The following is a 17424-nucleotide window of genomic DNA, read 5'->3' as shown; positions in this document are numbered from 1 at the left end:
ATTATGACCCGCGCACTTCGACAAGCTCCGGAATCAGCCGGCGCCATAGATATTGCCACCGCCGCACCAGCCACTGAAACCTTACACCAAGATACTCGCCCTAGAGAGCTCGGTGGAGCCATCACCGCTGCCCGGGATGCTTTACTCAAACTCCAGCAGGCAGATGGCCATTGGTGCTTTATACTGGAAGCAGACTGCACCATCCCTGCTGAGTATATTCTTTGGACTCACTTCACGGGCGAACTGGAACTGGAAATCGAGCGTAAACTCGCCGCTCGCTTGCGCGCCAAGCAAGCCAGCCATGGGGGCTGGCCCCTGTACGAAGGGGGCGACTTGGACATTAGCTGTTCAGTAAAAGTCTACTACGCCCTAAAATTGGCCGGGGATGATCCCAATGCGCCCCACATGCGCCGGGCCCGCGAAGCCATTCTCGCCCAGGGTGGCGGCGCCCGCGCGAACGTTTTCACCCGCCTTGCCTTGGCTATGTTTAACCAGATTCCCTGGCGTGGAGTTCCTTTCATTCCCGTGGAAATCATGCTCCTGCCCCGTTGGTTCCCTTTCCATTTGAGTAAAGTCTCCTATTGGTCGCGGACAGTTATGGTTCCCCTGGCTATTCTTTACAGCCTTAAGGCGCAGGCCCAAAACCCCCGGAATGTGCATGTCCAAGAGTTATTCACTGTTCCACCGGAGCAGGAACGTCACTATTTTCCGGTACGCTCCCGCCTCAACAAAATTTTACTTTCGGTGGAACGCACGGCCCGCCTGCTGGAGCCATTGATTCCATCGATGCTTAGGCGCCGCGCCCTCAAAAAAGCGGAAACCTGGTTTACCGCACGCTTAAACGGAGAAGATGGTCTCGGGGGAATTTTCCCCGCCATGGTCAATGCCCATGAGGCTTTGATTCTGCTGGGTTATAGCCCGGATCATCCGAGGCGGGTTCAGGCTAAAAAAGCACTTCAGAATCTGGTGATAGAAGAGCAGAGTTCCGCTTCCTGTCAGCCCTGCCTGTCACCGGTTTGGGATACGGGTTTAGCTGCTCTGGCCCTCCAGGAAACCGAGGGCGGGCACACCACGGCACCGGTCATCCGCGCCCTCGATTGGCTCAAGGAACGGCAAATTCTGGAACAGCCTGGAGATTGGCAGGAGCAACACCCTCACCTTAAAGGCGGTGGCTGGGCCTTTCAGTATAATAATAGTTACTACCCTGATCTCGACGATACAGCTCTCGTAGCCTGGGCCATGGATCAAGCCGCAACCCCGGAGCACTACGGGGAAGCTATAGGGCGAGCCAGCGATTGGCTCTGCGGGATGCAATCTCGCAATGGCGGATTTGCTGCTTTCGAAGCAGATAATACCCATTATTATCTAAATGAAATCCCCTTTGCCGATCATGGGGCGCTGCTCGATCCTCCCACTGCTGATGTTACTGCCCGCTGCATCGTATTGCTAGGGCGTCTAAAAGCCCCCCAATATGCAGAACCCTTGCAGCGCGCCCTCGATTATCTGCGCCAGGAACAAGAACCTAATGGCTCCTGGTTTGGCCGTTGGGGCACCAATTATATTTATGGAACCTGGTCCATCCTAACCGCCTTGGAGCAGGCGGGTATCGACCCCCAAGAAGGATTTATTCGGAAGTCGGTTGAGTGGCTGAAACAAGTTCAACGCTTAGATGGAGGCTGGGGTGAAGACAACTACTCGTACTTCGACAGCTCACTTGCGGGGCACTATCAAGAAAGCACACCCGTTCATACCGCCTGGGCCCTGCTTGCCCTCATGGCCGTAGGGGAAGCCAATAGCGAGGCCGTTAAAAAAGGCATTACCTACCTCCTGCAGGTTCAACAAGAGGATGGGCTGTGGGACCATCCAGCCTTTAATGCGCCAGGATTTCCCCGAGTGTTTTATCTTAAATACCATGGCTATGATAAAATTTTCCCCCTGTGGGCCCTCGCCCGCTATCGCAACCATCTTAATCGGCAGTGTTGATCACAAACGCTCGCAAAGCGGTCCGCCAAACGACTGTGGCGCTACCCTTATCGTCTACGCGGACCGGCGTGGTGGCCGCCTTACCAGCGGAAGGCGGCTGCCTTGCCAAACAGCGGCTGCGCCCTGGCGATAAGATTGTTTTGTCGGACTCACTTCATTTGCAGCTTTCCGGTATCGGTCCTGAACGGGCCCACCGGGCTGCCGAAAACCTATTATCCACAGGCGCCAAAGCGCTAATTAGCTGGGGAGTCGCGGGTGGCCTAGCGCCTCACCTGAAACCAGGAGTGTTGCTTCTACCAGAGCAGGTACGCCTCCTCAATGGAGAGCAATACGGCACTGATCCCTGCTGGCTGCAATCCCTTTTAGAGCGATTGGAAGGAACATTACTCTTATCCAGCGCACCCCTCCAGCACACAGAAGCTATCCTCTCCTCGCCAGAGGAAAAAGCCCGCCTTTATCGGCAAACAGGCTGTGTGGCGGTGGATATGGAAAGCGCAGCCGTGGGCAAAGCGGCAGCTAGCGCCGGTGTCCCATTTTTGGTGATCCGGGCGATAGCCGATCCGGCTCAAACTGCCTTGCCCCCATCCGCTCTAAAGGCCCTGGATAGCAAAGGGCAGTTACAGCTATTCCCCTTGCTGGCAAACCTGCTTAAGCGCCCCTGGGAAATGCTTGATTTATGGCAACTTGCAAGGTATTTTCAGGCTGCAAGGGCCACTTTACGGACGGTAGTGGCAAGGATAGGCCCTACTCTCCTGGCGCCATAAATTGAGTGAATGCTAGCAAACCATGCGCGCCCTTATTCTAGCCGCCGGTCGCGGCAAACGCCTTGCCAATCACCATAACCAACCCAAATGCTTGCTGGAATTCGGCGGCCACAGCCTACTTGAGCGCCACCTTCTCATCCTTTCCCGGTTAGGCGTTCAAGATATCGCCATTGCGGTAGGCTATCAGGCTGAGCAGGTGGAACAAGCACTCGATAGACTGGCATTCCTCCCTCGCCCACAAACTGTATATAATGCTGATTTTAATGCAGGCAGCATCGTCAGCTTATGGTCCTTGCGGGATCAACTCCGCGCCGGGGGAGAGATTTTATTAATGGATGCGGATGTGCTCTATGACTATCGCCTAGGGCAACGCCTCCTGCAATCCCCCCACAGCAATTGCTTTCTACTTGACCGCGACTTCGAACCTGGCGAAGAACCGGTCAAACTCTGCCTTCGGAAGGGGCTTCTGGTGGAATTTCGTAAACAGATCCCAGCAGAACTACACTACGATACAATAGGCGAGTCGGTAGGCTTCTTTCGCTTCGCGGAAGAAATGGCCTCCCGACTCGCTGACCGGTGCCAACACTACCTCGATCAAGCACACCAAGAGGCACCCCATGAAGAGGCCGTGCGGGATTTGCTGCTAGCAACGCCGGAGCGTTTTGGGATCGAGGATATCACCGGATTGCCCTGGATAGAAATTGATTTTCCGGAAGATATCCAGCAGGCTAATAATAGCATTTTACCCTACTTACAGTCCCTAGAGCCGTCTGCACCAAACGCTAACATTTAAATTTCTTGACACCAAAAATATTGACCCTGATATGAGCACTGTACCCTTGCCCGCGGCTGAACCTTTTAAAGACCGACCTTCAAAATTTGCCCAATTACGGGCTTTGTTGGAATCTAAACCTACGGAGTTTTTACTGGAAGCCCACAATGGCCTCAGTGCCCGAATTGCTGAAGAAGCCGGGTTTAAGGGAATTTGGGCCAGCGGCCTGGCTATTTCTTCCCAGTTTGGCGTGCGGGACAATAATGAGGCTAGCTGGACCCAGATAGTGGATATGCTGGAGTTTATGTCCGACGCTACTACCGTTCCTATTCTCCTGGATGGCGATACAGGCTATGGAAACTTTAATAACTTGCGCCGGTTGGTGAAAAAGCTAGAACAAAGGGAGATTGCCGGCGTTTGTATCGAAGATAAAATCTTTCCTAAAACTAACAGCTTCATTGGTGGCGAGCGCCAGCCTTTAGCTGAGATAGACGAATTCTGCGGCAAGATCAAGGCTGGGAAAGATTCCCAAAGCGATCCGAATTTCTCCATCGTGGCACGAGTCGAAGCTTTAATCGCGGGCTGGGGGCTGGATGAAGCCTTGCGCCGCGCAGAAGCTTACCATCGGGCTGGCGCGGATGCCATCTTAATCCACAGTAAGCTCTCCCAAGCCGATGAGATTCTGGCCTTCGCCAGGGAATGGGGAAACCGGGCACCGCTCATTATTGTCCCCACTAAATACTACAGCACGCCCACCGAGGTATTCCGCAAGGCGGGCATCAGCACCGTCATTTGGGCCAATCATTTAATTCGGGCCGCAGCGGCCGCGATGGCCCAAGTGGCGCGGGAAATCCATGCCACGCAAACCCTGGTTAACATTGAGGATCGGGTTGCACCGGTCAGTGAAATCTTCCGTCTCCAAGGAGCCGAAGAATTACTAGCTGCTGAACGCCGCTACAGCACTGCCCCAGAAGCCGAGACGGGAGCGATTGTGTTGGGAGCCACCCAAGGCAAAGGGCTGGAAAGCCTCACTCAAGAACGCCCCAAAGTCATGCTGCCGGTGGCTGGCATCCCACTACTACGCCGCCTGGTAGACGAATTTAAACGCCAGCACATTAATCGCATCACGGTAGTGACTGGCTATAAACCAGAAGCTATTGATGTCAAAGGGATTTCCCTCATTCATAATCCAGACTACGGCCATAGCAGTGAGTTATCCTCCCTTGCCTGTGCCCTTGAGAGCTTAACGGAAGATACCATCATTACCTATGGCGACCTGCTATTCCGCAGCTATATCCTAAATGATTTGCGCCACGTGCCAGGAAACATTGTGGTCGTGGTGGATTCTGCCCTTTCTCCTGGCATGAAGGATGACATCCGGGATGTGGCTTTCTGCTCCCAGCCCGATGACCGTTCCTTGTTCCGCCAGGATGTGGACCTCCTTCGCATTGAGGCGCAAAAAGAGCAGCTCGGTAAACAATCCCACGGTCGCTGGATCGGCATGGTACGAGTCGCGGGCGAAGGACGCCAATGGCTACTCGATGCTCTCCAAGCGTTACGGCAACAAGAGAATTTTCCCCAACTTGCAATGCCCGATTTATTCAATCATCTGGTCGCCAGCGGCCATCCTATCAAGGTTCTCTACATTAACGGCCATTGGCTGGATGTAAACAACATGGAGGATCTAACTCGCGCTGGCGACTTTGCCCACGGTCATCAATAATTAGGATTCCCATGATAGAAGCCCATGAGTTTATCGACGGTGCTCGCGAAGGCGGGTTTAGCTGTTATGGAGGCGTTCCCTGCTCCTTCCTCACTCCTTTTATTAACTATGTTATCGAGCGCAACGATTTAACGTATGTTTCTTCGGCCAATGAAGGTGATGCTGTAGCGCTAGCTGCGGGTGCCTATTTAGGCGGGCAGCCAGCTATTGCCATGATGCAGAATTCTGGCCTCGGTAATGCCGTTAATCCACTGACCTCCCTGACCCATACCTTCCATATCCCGATACTCCTCATTATTACCCTTAGAGGGGACCCAACGCTTCAAGATGAACCTCAACATGAGCTTATGGGACAAATTACCGGTTCACTGCTGGAAACCATGGACATTCCCTGGGAGTATTTTCCTTTGGAAAGCAAGCAAATCCACTCAGCCTTGGGGCGGGCCAACCAATATATGCGCCAAGCAGAGCGCCCCTACGCCTTTATTATGCGCAAAGATTCCGTAGCCCCCTATGGTGCAAGCGGCAGTAAAGTTCTCAAACGCGTCACCCATCAAAATAACGAACTACATCGCTATTACCAGGCTGGTTCTCTTTGCTCCCGCTCCGAGGCTTTAGCTGCTCTGCTTTCCCGAACGCCGGAAAAAAATACCGTGGTCATTGCTACCACAGGCTACACGGGCCGAGAGTTATGCGCCCTTGAGGATCGGCCCAATCAACTTTATATGGTGGGCTCTATGGGCTGCGCCTCCTCACTGGGCTTAGGCTTATCCCTAGTCCGCCCGGATTTACAGGTAGTGGTCATTGATGGTGATGGCGCCGCCTTGATGCGTATGGGCAATTTAGCAACAGTGGGTACCTACGGCGGCTCTAATTTAATCCATATCCTTCTGGACAATGAAGTTCATGATTCCACGGGAGCCCAGGCAACAGTTTCCAACAACTTCTCCTTTGCCCAGGTAGCGAAGGCTTGCGGTTACTCCTTGGCCCTGGAAGGAAACAGCCTGTCTTTGCTGGATGAATTATTTTCGATCCCCGATTCTAACGGTCCCCGTTTTGCCCAACTTAAAACCCGCCCGGGAGCTCCCGCGGATCTACCCCGTCCCCCCTTAGCTCCGCCAGAGACTAAAGCTCGGTTAATAGCCCACTTAAAGAGGATTCCATGATTCTACTCAATCCAGGTCCGGTTAATCTTAGCGAACGAGTCCGAGCAGCTTTACTGCAACCCGATCTCTGCCATCGGGAAGCGGAGTTTGCCGATTTGCAGGACCAGATCCGGAAGCGACTATTGGCTATCTATGGGCTTGATCCCGAACGTTGGGCAGCCATACTGCTAAGTGGCTCCGGCACCGCCGCCATGGAAGCCATGATAAGCAGCCTAGTTCCAGATCGAGGAAAACTGCTAGTTATTGAAAATGGGATCTATGGAGAGCGGCTTTCCAAAATTGCTCAAATTCATGGCATCCCTCATACTGCCCTGCACCATAACTGGGGAGCCGAAATTGATATCCCGCAACTAGAACAAATGCTCGCAGAGGAGACCTGCATTACCCATGTGGCTGCTGTCCATCACGAAACCACTACCGGACGACTCAATGATCTGGCGGCAATTGGCGCACTTTGCCGCCGGTACAATGCCCAATTGCTAGCCGATGGCGTCAGCAGCTTTGGTGCTGAGGCTCTGGCCTTCGAAGAATGGGGAATCAGCGCCTTAGCAGCCACTGCTAATAAATGTTTGCACGGTGCGCCAGGTGCCGCCTTTGTCATAATACGCCGGGATAGCCTGCCCACACCTCCTCCCTGCCGCAGCCTATATCTAAATTTAGCAACCTACTGCCAAGAGCAGGATCGGCGAAATACCCCCTTCACGCCAGCCATCCAATGTTTTTATGCCCTATCGGAAGCCTTGCATGAATTGACCGACGCTGGCGGTTGGCAGGCCCGAGGAGAACACTATCGCCACTTAGCTAATTTAGTTGCCGATGGACTCAGGCAAATGGATATCAAACCATTGTTACCCCGTGGATCATCGTCTTGCGTCCTACGATCCTATCATTTGCCGCCGAATATTGACTACGAGACATTACACGATGAACTCAAACAACAAGGCTTCATCATCTACGCTGGGCAAGGAGGATTAGTAGCCAAAATCTTCCGGATATCCACCATGGGTGCCATTTCCGTACAAGACATGCAACGATTTCTCACTGCAGTTAACAATATTTTAACGTAGTTTTATTTAACTTCTGTGCCTTGGAGGGTAATAGAAGCATGCCCCAAGCTGCTCAGCTTCTAGGCTTTGCGCCTACCATGCACATCCAGATATTAAGTCCAGGATAAGGGGTATTTTAGAGAAATTAGATATGACTTCCATTCGCTCTTGCTCCAAGATTTTTTATCTTGCCCCTTCCTTCTTATGCCCAACAGTATAACTGCCTCTTTAATAAACAAGCTTAGGAGAAAAATTCATGCTAGAAACTAAAGCCTCCAAAGCCCCTCCAACTATTTATTTAAAGAACTACCAAGCCCCTGACTATTATATTGAAACTATTGATCTGCATTTTGAACTCGGAGAAAAACACACAACGGTTCATTCCCGGCTCGCACTCTCCCGCCGCTCAAAGACCGATTCCTCCTCTCTCGTCTTGAATGGCGAAGAGCTAGAATTACTTTCAATTAAACAGGACGGTCAAGTTTTAAGCACGAAGGATTATCATCAAGATTCGGAATCGCTTACCCTCCTCCAAGTCCCGGATCGCTTTACCCTAGAAATCGAGACTCGCATTTACCCTCAGGATAATACCACTCTCTCCGGACTATATACCTCAAACGGAAATTTCTGTACTCAATGCGAAGCAGAGGGATTCCGCCGTATTACCTATTTCCTAGATCGTCCCGATGTGATGGCCCGTTACACTACCACCATTGTGGCGGATGAAAAAAAATATCCAATACTACTTTCCAATGGCAACTTGATCGCTCAAGGCAAACGGGATACTGGCCGCCACTTTGCCAAATGGCAAGATCCTTTTCCCAAACCCTCCTATTTATTTGCTTTAGTGGCTGGCGATTTAGCCCGCATCGAGGATGAGTTTATCACTCGATCAGGCCGTAAAATCCAACTGCATATGTATGTACAATTTCATAACCGGGATCAATGCGACCATGCCATGGACTCCCTTAAACGAGCCATGGCATGGGATGAGGAGGTCTATGGCCGGGAATATGATTTGGATATCTACATGATCGTTGCCGTGGATGACTTCAACATGGGCGCTATGGAAAATAAAGGTCTTAATATCTTCAATTCCAAATATGTACTGGCTAAACCGGAAACGGCTACCGACACGGATTATGAAAATATCGAGGCAGTGATCGCCCATGAGTACTTTCATAATTGGTCAGGTAACCGAGTCACTTGCCGGGACTGGTTTCAGTTAAGCCTCAAAGAAGGTTTTACAGTCTTTCGTGATCAACAGTTCAGCGCCGATCAAGGCTCATCCGCCGTCAAGCGTATCCAGATCGTCAACCGCTTGCGTAGCTATCAATTCCGTGAAGATGCTGGACCTATGGCCCATCCCATACGGCCGGATTCCTACGTGGAAATTAATAACTTCTATACCCTAACCATATATGAAAAGGGTGCCGAAGTTGTACGTATGCTTTATTGTCTATTAGGTACGGAGGGCTTCCGCAAGGGGACTGATCTCTACTTCGAACGCTACGACGGTCAGGCCGTTACCACTGACGATTTTGTCCAAGTTTTAGAAGAGGCGAATCATGTCGATCTCTCTCAGTTCCGCCTTTGGTATAGCCAAGCAGGAACACCAGAACTGCGAATCAGTAACGTGTATGATCCCAAAGCATCTACTTATACCCTTAAGGTAAAACAGACCTGTCCCCCTACACCGGGGCAACCCCATAAAGCGCCTTTTCATATTCCCCTGGCTGTCGGCCTGCTCGATGCTGAAGGCCAGGATCTTCCCCTACAACTTGCCGGAGAGGTGGAAGCAATTACCGGTACCCGCGTTCTCGAATTACGCCAAACAGAAGAAACCTTTGTTTTTCAAAATGTTCCTTTTAAACCGGTACCGTCCCTATTACGTGGTTTTTCAGCGCCGGTCAAACTTTATCTGGACCTTAGCAATGAGGAATACTGTTTTCTTCTTGCCCATGACAAGGATCATTTCAATCGCTGGGAAGCAGGCCAACAACTGGCCATCAAAATTCTTCTGGGACTGGTGGAAGATCACCAACAAGGAAAGCCGCTTATTTTAGATCCTGCCTTTACCAATACGATTGAAAAAATCCTAGCGGGCGACGAATCAGACCAAGCCTTCGTGGCTCAAATTCTAACGTTACCCTCTGAGCATTATCTGGCTGAATTTATGGCAGTCATCGATCCAGAGGCCGCTTATAAAGCGCGCCGTTTCCTTCAGCGCGGCCTTGCTGAAGCCCTGCACGGTACTTTTACCACCACTTACGAATCTCTAGCCGGTACTAGTCCCTATCACTCCTCTCCTGAAGAGATAGGCCGGCGTAAGCTGCGCAATATCTGTCTTGAATATCTCATGACGCTGGATGGGCCAGACATTAGAAGCCGCTGCCTTCAGCAATTTAACGAGTCCGACAATATGACCGATGTCATTGCTGCCCTCTCTAGCCTCGCGGATACCGAAAGTTCCGAGAGAAAAATCGCTCTCCAAGCTTTTTATAACCAATGGAAAAACGACTCTTTAGTCATGGATAAATGGCTTTCTCTCCAAGCCCTCTCGCGGCGCCAGGATACACTTGCTATCGTTAAAAAACTCACCCAGCATCCTGCTTTTAAACTAACTAACCCTAACAAAGTCCGCGCCCTTATTGGCGCTTTCTGCCAGGGAAATCCAGTTCGCTTTCATGATCCTAGCGGTGAAGGTTACCGTTTTCTTCGGGATTATATTCTTAAACTCGATCCGCTTAACCCGCAAATTGCGGCCCGTTTAGCCAGCACTTTTAATCTCTGGCGGCGTTACGATCAAAGCCGGCAAATAATAATGAAGGAGCAATTAGAACACATCGTTAAGTCACTCCGGATTTCTAAAGACGTTTATGAGATTACCACAAAGGCCCTGGGCTAGCGGAAAGTAGGGTTGGCTTTCGCCTGCTCTTACGAGCCACCGCTTACGCGGGTTAAGGTTCCCTCGCTCGGTTATCTCCCGGTTTGTCCCACCCTTGCGGGTCAATCCATCGAGGAAGCACTGCCCGTTTTACCGGTCCGTACTGTTTAACCCCCTGGCGCAGTGTTCGGAGCTAGGAATGCACCCCAAAGTGCCTATCTTTACCGGCTGAGGTAACACCTACCCATACCCCAGAATTCGCGAGTAACGTCTCCTACCGAAGTAGGGAGCTGGTTGAGTCAATGACCGATCATTTAAAGACACGAAAGTATGAAAATTTCAGTCAAACCGGGGACTCAACATCAAGGCTTTACTTAAGAAGCTGCTTTTTTCTTGGCAGCAGGCAAAGCTTCTTTTTCCGCCCAAATCATAAGAATTTGGGAGAACGTCTGAATACGCCCATCAACTGACGGAATCATATCCGCTATTTCACGGGCCAGCCGCCAGCTTTCGGCTTTAGCGGCTGCCTCGGCCAGCGCCTGCAAGGTCCTGGCTTTATCCCCGGAATCCTCAATCCCGGTGGCGACTTCTCCCGCAGCCTTCAGCCACGCCACCGCCTGCTCGGATCGCTCAAGTTTCAGCGCCGCCTCGGCCAACGCCTGCAAAGCACGAGCTTTGTCCCCGGAATCTTTAATCCCGGTGGCGGCTTCTCCCGCAGCCTTTAGCCACGCCACCGCCTGCTCGGATTGCTCAAGTTGCCCTGCGGCCTCGGCCAACGCCTGCAAAGCACGAGCTTTGTCCTGCGGGCATCGAATACGCTCCACCACCTCCAAAGCCTTTTGGACATGATTTCTGGCGAAAAAAGCCAGGGCGCTCTTTTTCAGCAGCGCCGGGTCTCTGGTTTTTTGCGCCAGGAAGCGCAAGTCCCGCTCCATTAACCAGATCTGTCCTCGGTCGCTGTAATACATGGTCGTAAGGGAGACGGCAATAACCGCCGCCATCCCGACCGCTGCCAACCCCCCGTTTCGGCGCTGTCGGCTCTTTGCAATCAAGGCTTCCTTTTGCGCTCGCTTGGTCCCCCACACCAAATAGGGGTGTTGTTTTTGAATGAGCCTCAATTCCCGCCAACGCAGCAGATAGCGCGCGGCGCGCTGATTCCCCATCCATTCGTTGACCCGCCGGTCCAAGAGTTGGTTGGCTTTGTCGGCCTCGGACAAGGTCTTACCGGCCAGTCGGCGCAAGGCGGGAATAAGACGTTCATGGGCCAGTTCATAGCCCGATTCCTTTTCCTGGTGTCTGGCCGTGACCAGCCGGATGTCCCCCCGCGACAACCAGTGCACGGCTTCCTTGGCCTCTTCAGCCCTCAATAACCCGGAAAGCTTGCATTGAAGATCGCTCAGCGTCAGGACTCCCGCCCGGGTGCTGCTTTCCAGATCCACCAAGACCAGCAACACCTTGACCGCCGCCTGTCGGCGCGCCTCGGTTTCCCGCGCCTGGAGCACCTGTTGCAGGAAGCGCTCCAGCAGGTGTTCGATCCCGCCGAGCTTTTGGTAGGTGGAACGATCGAAGGCTTTTCGCTCGGCCCCTTTTTGGGCCTTGATCATCCAGGTCAGAATTTGCAGATCGACCGGGGAAACCAATCCATCCCGGGGGCTGGCCAGTTCCTGGGCGGTGAGCTCTTGCGCAAACCCTTCATCGAACCCCAAAGCTTCGGTTTCCGCCATCACCCGCAACACGCTGGCGGCTTCCCGGGGTTCGAACTTCTCCAGATAGAAGCTTTCATTCGGGCCGAGCGAATAGCCCATGGCTTCCTGAAGTTCATACAGGTAGCCCACATAATCTTTGCGGATGCTGATTAGGAGCCGGACGGGATGCCCGGATTGGCGGTACCAAGCGGCCAAAGCCTCCAGAAACGGTTGGCGGTCGGCTTTGTAGCGCTGGTGGACAAAAAACTGCTCGAATTGATCAAGCACCAGCACGACCCCCTTATTGTCGGAGGACGCCGGCTCACCGCCGGCGGTCGCCTCGAGAATGGCAGGGAAATCCAGCTCATTCACCGGGGCTTGAGGAATCTCTGTCTGTTGCGGCAGCCCCTGCCGAATGACCGCAAGAGGGTCGCGCTCGGTTAATTTGACGTAGAGGCAACGAAAGCCCCGGCTTTCCAGACCGGGCCAGAGCCCGGCCTGAAGGAAAGAGGTTTTGCCACAGCCGGACTCCCCAGAGAGGACCCCGAAACGAAAGTCCGGGTGGGTGACATTATCCAGGCATTTACGCAGACTGTCGGTTCGTCCCAGACGCTTAAAAAGGTCGGCATCTTCATAGGTGAAGGACCACAGGCCCTTGATGGCGCTGCGTTCGCTGAGATCAATGGGTGGAGATTTCCTGCTCGCGGGCCTTGACTCGAATAGCAAGGATCAGGGCGCTCAAAAAAAGTGCGATCAACAGTACCCCATAAGCCCACGGATACCCGTCCAAGAAATCCTCGGGCAGGTCCTGGCCCATCAGCCAAGGATAAAGCGCCTTGATTGAAACGGGGTTGAGTAAGACCGCAGCAGCCACAAAGCAGAGCATGAGCAGTGCCACCCAATTCCTGGTGCGCACCTTCTCGGCGAGCCAGTTGATAAACTGAGTGGAGTCCTCTACCTTCTGCCGGAGGGACTCTAATCCCGGAAGAGTCATCAGCGAAAAATCTCTTGGGCCTTATTGCGTGAGACGGAAAAATAGAAGTTATCGGGCATCCGTTTCAAGCTTTCCCCGATCCGAGCGCGGCACCAGAAATCCGTAAGATTTGCACCAGGGAGCACGGTGACAGACAAGAAGCAGTAATCGGTCCACCCCTTGGACCATAACCGCGTTCTGCTACTGTAAGAGCCTCCGAAAATACCTTGCGAGCAAGGGTACTCAGTCAACCTCCTTTTCCTACCCGTACTAGACCCCCCTAACCCTCGGCTATCAAACGCCTGGCATAACATTCGATAGATGGGCTCGGGTTCCTCCTCCTGCAAAGCTCGAGCGAGCAAGTCCCTAGCATGCTGTTGGCTAAAATTTCTTATTATCCACTTAATCCGGGGTAAATCGCCAGCGGTCAAGCTGAGATTATCTATCCCCATACCGAGTAATAATATAGCTGCCGTGGCTTCTCCCGCCATCTCACCACACACGCTAACGGGCTTATGGTGTCGGCGAGCCGCCTTAACTACTGCGTGAATGGCCGCCAAAACAGCCGGATGGAGGGAATGATATAATTCCGCCACCCGCTCATTACTGCGATCAACCGCCAGTAGATATTGAACCAGATCGTTAGTACCAATGGAAAAAAAATCTACCCGCCGTGCCAGCGCTTACGCCTGATAGACTGCGGCAGGCACCTCAATCATGACTCCCACCCGAGGCCAAGTAACCCGAACACCTTCCTCTACCAGCCCTTCATAGGCCCGCCGTACTATATGGATGGCTTCTTCCAACTCGGAAACCGCGCTAATCATGGGAAACAGCAAATTCAGGTTACTTAACCCTTCGGCAGCCCGGAGTGCGCTCGTACTTGAGTCAAAAATATAGTATTTCTTATTAAGGATAGGACATTCGGGATGACTTGACACATAGAAGATCGAGCAGGTATTTATCAAAGTCAAGTTTTTACCTACTTCGCGGAGCCTGATATGCAGAACAACTCAAACAAAAACGTTCTTTTAAGCCTATCAGCCCTACTTCTGCTGATCGCTTGCGCTACCTCCCCCACAGGTCGGTCGCAGTTGGAGTTTTTCCCTTCTAGCCAAATAGCGCAAATGGGAAAGGCAGCTTATCAACAAATCAAACAAGAAACACCTGTTTCAAAAGATCCGCAAATCAACCGCTATATACGCTGTGTAGCCAATGCTATCACGCCGCTAGTCCCTCCTCTTGAGAACGGGGAGCAGTGGGAAGTAACTGTATTTAAAGCCGACCAGGCCAATGCCTTTGCCTTGCCGGGAGGCCATATCGGCATTTACACCGGTCTTCTTTCAGTAGCTGAGAACGCTGATCAGCTTGCGGCGGTCATTGGCCATGAAATTGGCCATGTCATCGCCGAACACGCCAATGCTCGCATGTCTACCCAATACGCTACCCAAGCTGGCCTTCAACTCATTCAAGCATTGGCGGGCGTTCCTGGCAGCGCTACCGGACAACAGCTCATGGCCCTAATGGGGGTAGGCGCCCAAGTTGGGATTATCTTGCCTTTCAGCCGTGCTCAAGAAAGCGAAGCAGATATCCTTGGCTTACGCTACATGGCCCAGGCTGGTTTTGATCCGCGTCAAAGTATTCAACTGTGGCGGAATATGTTGGCAGCCGATGGCGGACGCAAGCCACCTGAATTTCTATCCACCCATCCCTCTGAAAAAGCCCGCATTAGCGAACTAGAACAACACTTACCCCAAGCACTGGATATCTATCAACAAGCACTTTCTGAAGGCCGGCGACCGAAATGCAAACCATAAAACTAGCATTGATATCCTCCCGTCCTTCCAAAGGATAAGGTTTGGCACGGCTGGCTAACTACTCACTATCTTTAAATTAAAAACAAAAACGCCTGCTAAAAGAGCAGGCGTTTTCCAAGGTAAAAACTACTTATTTGGCTGAGGAGTCATGCGCAGATAAGGCTTAATTTCTTTGTAGCCCTTGGGGAATTTCTCTTTAAGAACTTCCGGATCTTTTAAGGATGGAACGATCACGCAATCATCTCCATCTTTCCAATCTACTGGTGTCGCCACGCTATAATTATCCGTCAATTGCAGAGAATCGATAACCCGCAGGATCTCGCCGAAATCACGCCCTGTACTCGGGGGATAAGTAATGACAGCGCGAATTTTCTTGTTAGGATCAATAAAGTAAACTGAGCGCACCGTCACAGTCTCGCTGGCGCCGGGATGAATCATATCATAGAATTCGGATACTTTTCGATCCGCATCAGCAATGATAGGAAAATTCACTTGGCATCCTTGGGTTTCATTAATGTCGCTGATCCACCCTTTATGGGAATCCACATCATCAACGCTTAGGGCCGCCACTTTGACATCACGCTTTTTAAACTCATCCGCTAGCTTGGCGGTGGTACCTAGCTCCGTGGTGCATACTGGCGTGTAGTCGGCAGGATGGGAATAAAGCACCGCCCAACTGTTGCCAATCCAATCATGAAAGTGAAGCGGACCTATGGTGGACTCTTGCGTAAAATCCGGCGCGACATCGCCGATATGTAATGCCATGACGCTTCCTCCTAGTAAGTTATTTTATAAATAGGGAATGATAGCGAATAGATCTGAAGAACGCCAACCCCTCTATCCTGTCGGCTTTCCGTTAAGCGCTTTGTACTGCCTTCTCCGACCGAACTTCATGGAATTCCCGACCCTCTCTGACTTCATCGACATAACCCGTCCGGACTACAAAATCCCCAAAGTGCTCGCCTTGTTGCCTTTCTTTGGCATAGTGTTCAAGAAGAGGAGTCAGCGTTGCAATAATTTCATCCTCTGTCAGAGACTCCCGGTAGAGCTTATTCAAGCGTTGGCCAGCAAAGCCCGCTCCCAGATAAAGATTATAACGTCCCAGGGATTTACCCACCAGCGCGATTTCACTTATGTAAGGTCGGCTGCAACCATTTGGGCAGCCGGTCACACGAAGGGTGATCGGCTCATCGGCAAGCCCTGCTTTCTCCACCACGGCTTCCAGCCGAGTCAGAAACCCCGGCAACATACGCTCGCTTTCAGCCATAGCCAAGCCACAGCTAGGCAATGCCACACAAGACATGGCATGCTGGCGGATAGGACTAAACCGTTCGGGCATCGGAATACGGTATTTTTCCAGTAAAGCCTCGATGCGCGGCTTATTAGTTTTGGAAATATTGGCGATGGTCAAATTCTGATTAGTAGTCAGGCGAAAATCTCCCTTATGGATTTTGGCGATTTCCCGCAGACCCGTCATCAGAGGCTGATCCAGCGTATCCTTGATACGGCCGCTTAGCAAGAATAGCGTAAGATGCCAACGGCCCTTTGAATCCTCGACCCAACCAAAATGATCACCATTACTTTCGAAATGAAATGGGCGCGCCGGTTCCAAATCCCAACCTAACCGTTGGTTAAGCTCAGCTTTAAACCAATCGATGCTGCGGCTATCAATCGTATACTTCAGCCGCGCTTGCTTGCGGTCACAACGATTACCAAAATCGCGCTGAATTTTGAGGATATTCTCAGCCACTTCCAGCAGTTGGTTAGGGGTACAGAAACCGATGACATCTCCCAGGCGGGGATAGGTTGATGGTTCGCTATGAGTCATACCCATGCCACCACCCACGCAAATGTTAAATCCAACCAGGCGACTACCTTTTGCGATAGCAATAAGTCCGAGATCCTGGGAAAAAACATCAATCTCATTGTTCGGCGGAATAGTAATGCCTATCTTAAATTTACGGGGAAGATAAGTCTCACCATAAATCGGCTCTTCATTTTCAGGTAATGTACCCGCTACCTTTTCCTTCCCCATCCAGATCTCATGATAAGCTTGGGTCTGAGGCAAGAAATGATTACTCAACCGCTTGGACCAGTCATAAATTGACTTGTGGAGGGGGGAAAGATAGGGATTATTGTGACAGACCACATTACGGTTAACATCGCCACAAGCAGCAATGGTGCTTAATAACGCCTCATTAATTCCCGCAATAGTACTTCTGAGATGGCGCTTGACCACGCTATGAAATTGAAAAGTTTGGCGAGTAGTAATACGCAGGGAATTATTGGCGTATTTGCGCGCCAGCTCATCCAGTTGCAGCCATTGTTTCGGCGAGCAAACCCCGCCTGGCATCCGAACCCTCACCATGAATGAATAGGCCGGCTCCAACTTCTGGCGCATCCGTTCCGTACGCAAATCCCGGTCATCCTGCTGGTAGGTGCCGTGAAACTTAAGTAGTTTAGTATCCTCCTCCACGACCGCACCCGTTGCCAGATCGGCCAGGCCTTCCTTAATTGTCCCGCGCAGATAGCGGCTCTTTGCCTTAATCTTTTCTACCGCGCTAAGCTTGCTTTTTTGCTGCAAATCGTGAGTCACTGCCCCAAACCT

The 17424-nt window shown here is 51.8% G+C and carries 12 protein-coding genes and 1 pseudogene; 8 read left to right on the top strand and 5 right to left on the bottom strand.

Features of this window, described 5'->3' with window-relative positions; all coding sequences use genetic code 11:
* Positions 1-3: 3 nt before the first annotated feature.
* From shc to pepN, 7 genes are all read left to right on the top strand, one after another.
* Entirely contained in the window at positions 4-1983 is a 1980-nt protein-coding gene (gene shc / locus NWAT_RS05925) for a squalene--hopene cyclase (protein ID WP_013220234.1), read from the top strand.
* Positions 1977-2747: a phosphorylase family protein gene (locus NWAT_RS05920; RefSeq protein ID WP_013220233.1), complete on the top strand. Its 771-nt coding sequence runs from the start codon at positions 1977-1979 to the stop codon at positions 2745-2747. Before shc ends, NWAT_RS05920 begins: the two co-directional genes overlap by 7 nt.
* Positions 2748-2769: 22 nt before the next feature.
* Positions 2770-3540: a phosphocholine cytidylyltransferase family protein gene (locus tag NWAT_RS05915; protein WP_013220232.1), complete on the top strand. Its 771-nt coding sequence runs from the start codon at positions 2770-2772 to the stop codon at positions 3538-3540.
* Between the two features lie 31 nt (positions 3541-3571).
* Positions 3572-5242: a phosphoenolpyruvate mutase gene (gene aepX / locus NWAT_RS05910; RefSeq protein ID WP_013220231.1), complete on the top strand. Its 1671-nt coding sequence runs from the start codon at positions 3572-3574 to the stop codon at positions 5240-5242.
* Positions 5243-5253: 11 nt separating this feature from the next.
* The gene (aepY, locus tag NWAT_RS05905; RefSeq protein WP_013220230.1) at positions 5254-6408 is read left to right on the top strand and encodes a phosphonopyruvate decarboxylase; all 1155 of its coding nucleotides are present in this window, start codon (positions 5254-5256) and stop codon (positions 6406-6408) included.
* Positions 6405-7475, top strand: a complete 1071-nt coding sequence (locus NWAT_RS05900) for a 2-aminoethylphosphonate aminotransferase (RefSeq protein WP_013220229.1) — start codon at positions 6405-6407, stop codon at positions 7473-7475. The genes aepY and NWAT_RS05900 overlap by 4 nt, the downstream gene beginning before the upstream one ends.
* A 235-nt stretch (positions 7476-7710) precedes the next feature.
* Positions 7711-10362, top strand: a complete 2652-nt coding sequence (pepN, locus tag NWAT_RS05895) for an aminopeptidase N (protein ID WP_013220228.1) — start codon at positions 7711-7713, stop codon at positions 10360-10362.
* A 353-nt stretch (positions 10363-10715) separates the two neighbouring features.
* Here the strand turns inward: pepN and NWAT_RS17295 are convergent, their stop codons facing one another.
* The 3 genes and pseudogenes from NWAT_RS17295 to NWAT_RS16015 form a co-directional block, all read right to left on the bottom strand.
* On the bottom strand, positions 10716-12752 hold the full coding sequence (locus NWAT_RS17295) for an ATP-binding protein (protein WP_013220227.1): 2037 nt from the start codon (positions 12750-12752) through the stop codon (positions 10716-10718).
* Positions 12706-13020 carry a hypothetical protein gene (locus NWAT_RS05880; RefSeq protein ID WP_013220226.1) on the bottom strand — a complete coding sequence of 105 codons (315 nt, stop codon included), beginning with the start codon at positions 13018-13020 and terminating at the stop codon, positions 12706-12708. The genes NWAT_RS17295 and NWAT_RS05880 overlap by 47 nt, the downstream gene beginning before the upstream one ends.
* A pseudogene (locus NWAT_RS16015) lies at positions 13020-13940 on the bottom strand (putative PEP-binding protein). Before NWAT_RS16015 ends, NWAT_RS05880 begins: the two are co-directional and overlap by 1 nt.
* A 186-nt stretch (positions 13941-14126) precedes the next feature.
* On the opposite strand from NWAT_RS16015, the gene NWAT_RS05870 reads away from it, so the two are divergent.
* Positions 14127-14816 (top strand): M48 family metallopeptidase, encoded by a 690-nt coding sequence (locus NWAT_RS05870; RefSeq protein ID WP_408634625.1) that lies wholly within the window; start codon positions 14127-14129, stop codon positions 14814-14816.
* A 126-nt stretch (positions 14817-14942) separates the two neighbouring features.
* Here the strand turns inward: NWAT_RS05870 and NWAT_RS05865 are convergent, their stop codons facing one another.
* Both NWAT_RS05865 and cysI read right to left on the bottom strand, forming a co-directional pair.
* Complete coding sequence (locus NWAT_RS05865) at positions 14943-15581, bottom strand: peroxiredoxin (RefSeq protein WP_013220224.1); 639 nt, start codon at positions 15579-15581, stop codon at positions 14943-14945.
* Positions 15582-15672: 91 nt separating this feature from the next.
* On the bottom strand, positions 15673-17412 hold the full coding sequence (gene cysI, locus NWAT_RS05860) for an assimilatory sulfite reductase (NADPH) hemoprotein subunit (RefSeq protein WP_013220223.1): 1740 nt from the start codon (positions 17410-17412) through the stop codon (positions 15673-15675).
* Positions 17413-17424 lie beyond the last annotated feature (12 nt).

This window comes from Nitrosococcus watsonii C-113 (assembly GCF_000143085.1).
Classification (GTDB): Bacteria; Pseudomonadota; Gammaproteobacteria; order Nitrosococcales; family Nitrosococcaceae; genus Nitrosococcus; species Nitrosococcus watsonii.
The sequence above is the reverse complement of the archived record's forward strand: the minus strand, read 5'-3'. Positions and strand labels throughout refer to the sequence as shown.

Coding starts and splice junctions, on each gene's coding strand:
- pepN (WP_013220228.1), top strand. CDS start 7,711: ATGCTAGAAACTAAAGCCTCCAAAGCCCCTCCAACTATTTATTTAAAG.
- shc (WP_013220234.1), top strand. CDS start 4: ATGACCCGCGCACTTCGACAAGCTCCGGAATCAGCCGGCGCCATAGAT.
- NWAT_RS05915 (WP_013220232.1), top strand. CDS start 2,770: ATGCGCGCCCTTATTCTAGCCGCCGGTCGCGGCAAACGCCTTGCCAAT.
- aepY (WP_013220230.1), top strand. CDS start 5,254: ATGATAGAAGCCCATGAGTTTATCGACGGTGCTCGCGAAGGCGGGTTT.
- NWAT_RS05880 (WP_013220226.1), bottom strand. CDS start 13,020: ATGACTCTTCCGGGATTAGAGTCCCTCCGGCAGAAGGTAGAGGACTCC.
- NWAT_RS05870 (WP_408634625.1), top strand. CDS start 14,127: ATGGGAAAGGCAGCTTATCAACAAATCAAACAAGAAACACCTGTTTCA.
- NWAT_RS05865 (WP_013220224.1), bottom strand. CDS start 15,581: ATGGCATTACATATCGGCGATGTCGCGCCGGATTTTACGCAAGAGTCC.
- aepX (WP_013220231.1), top strand. CDS start 3,572: ATGAGCACTGTACCCTTGCCCGCGGCTGAACCTTTTAAAGACCGACCT.
- NWAT_RS05900 (WP_013220229.1), top strand. CDS start 6,405: ATGATTCTACTCAATCCAGGTCCGGTTAATCTTAGCGAACGAGTCCGA.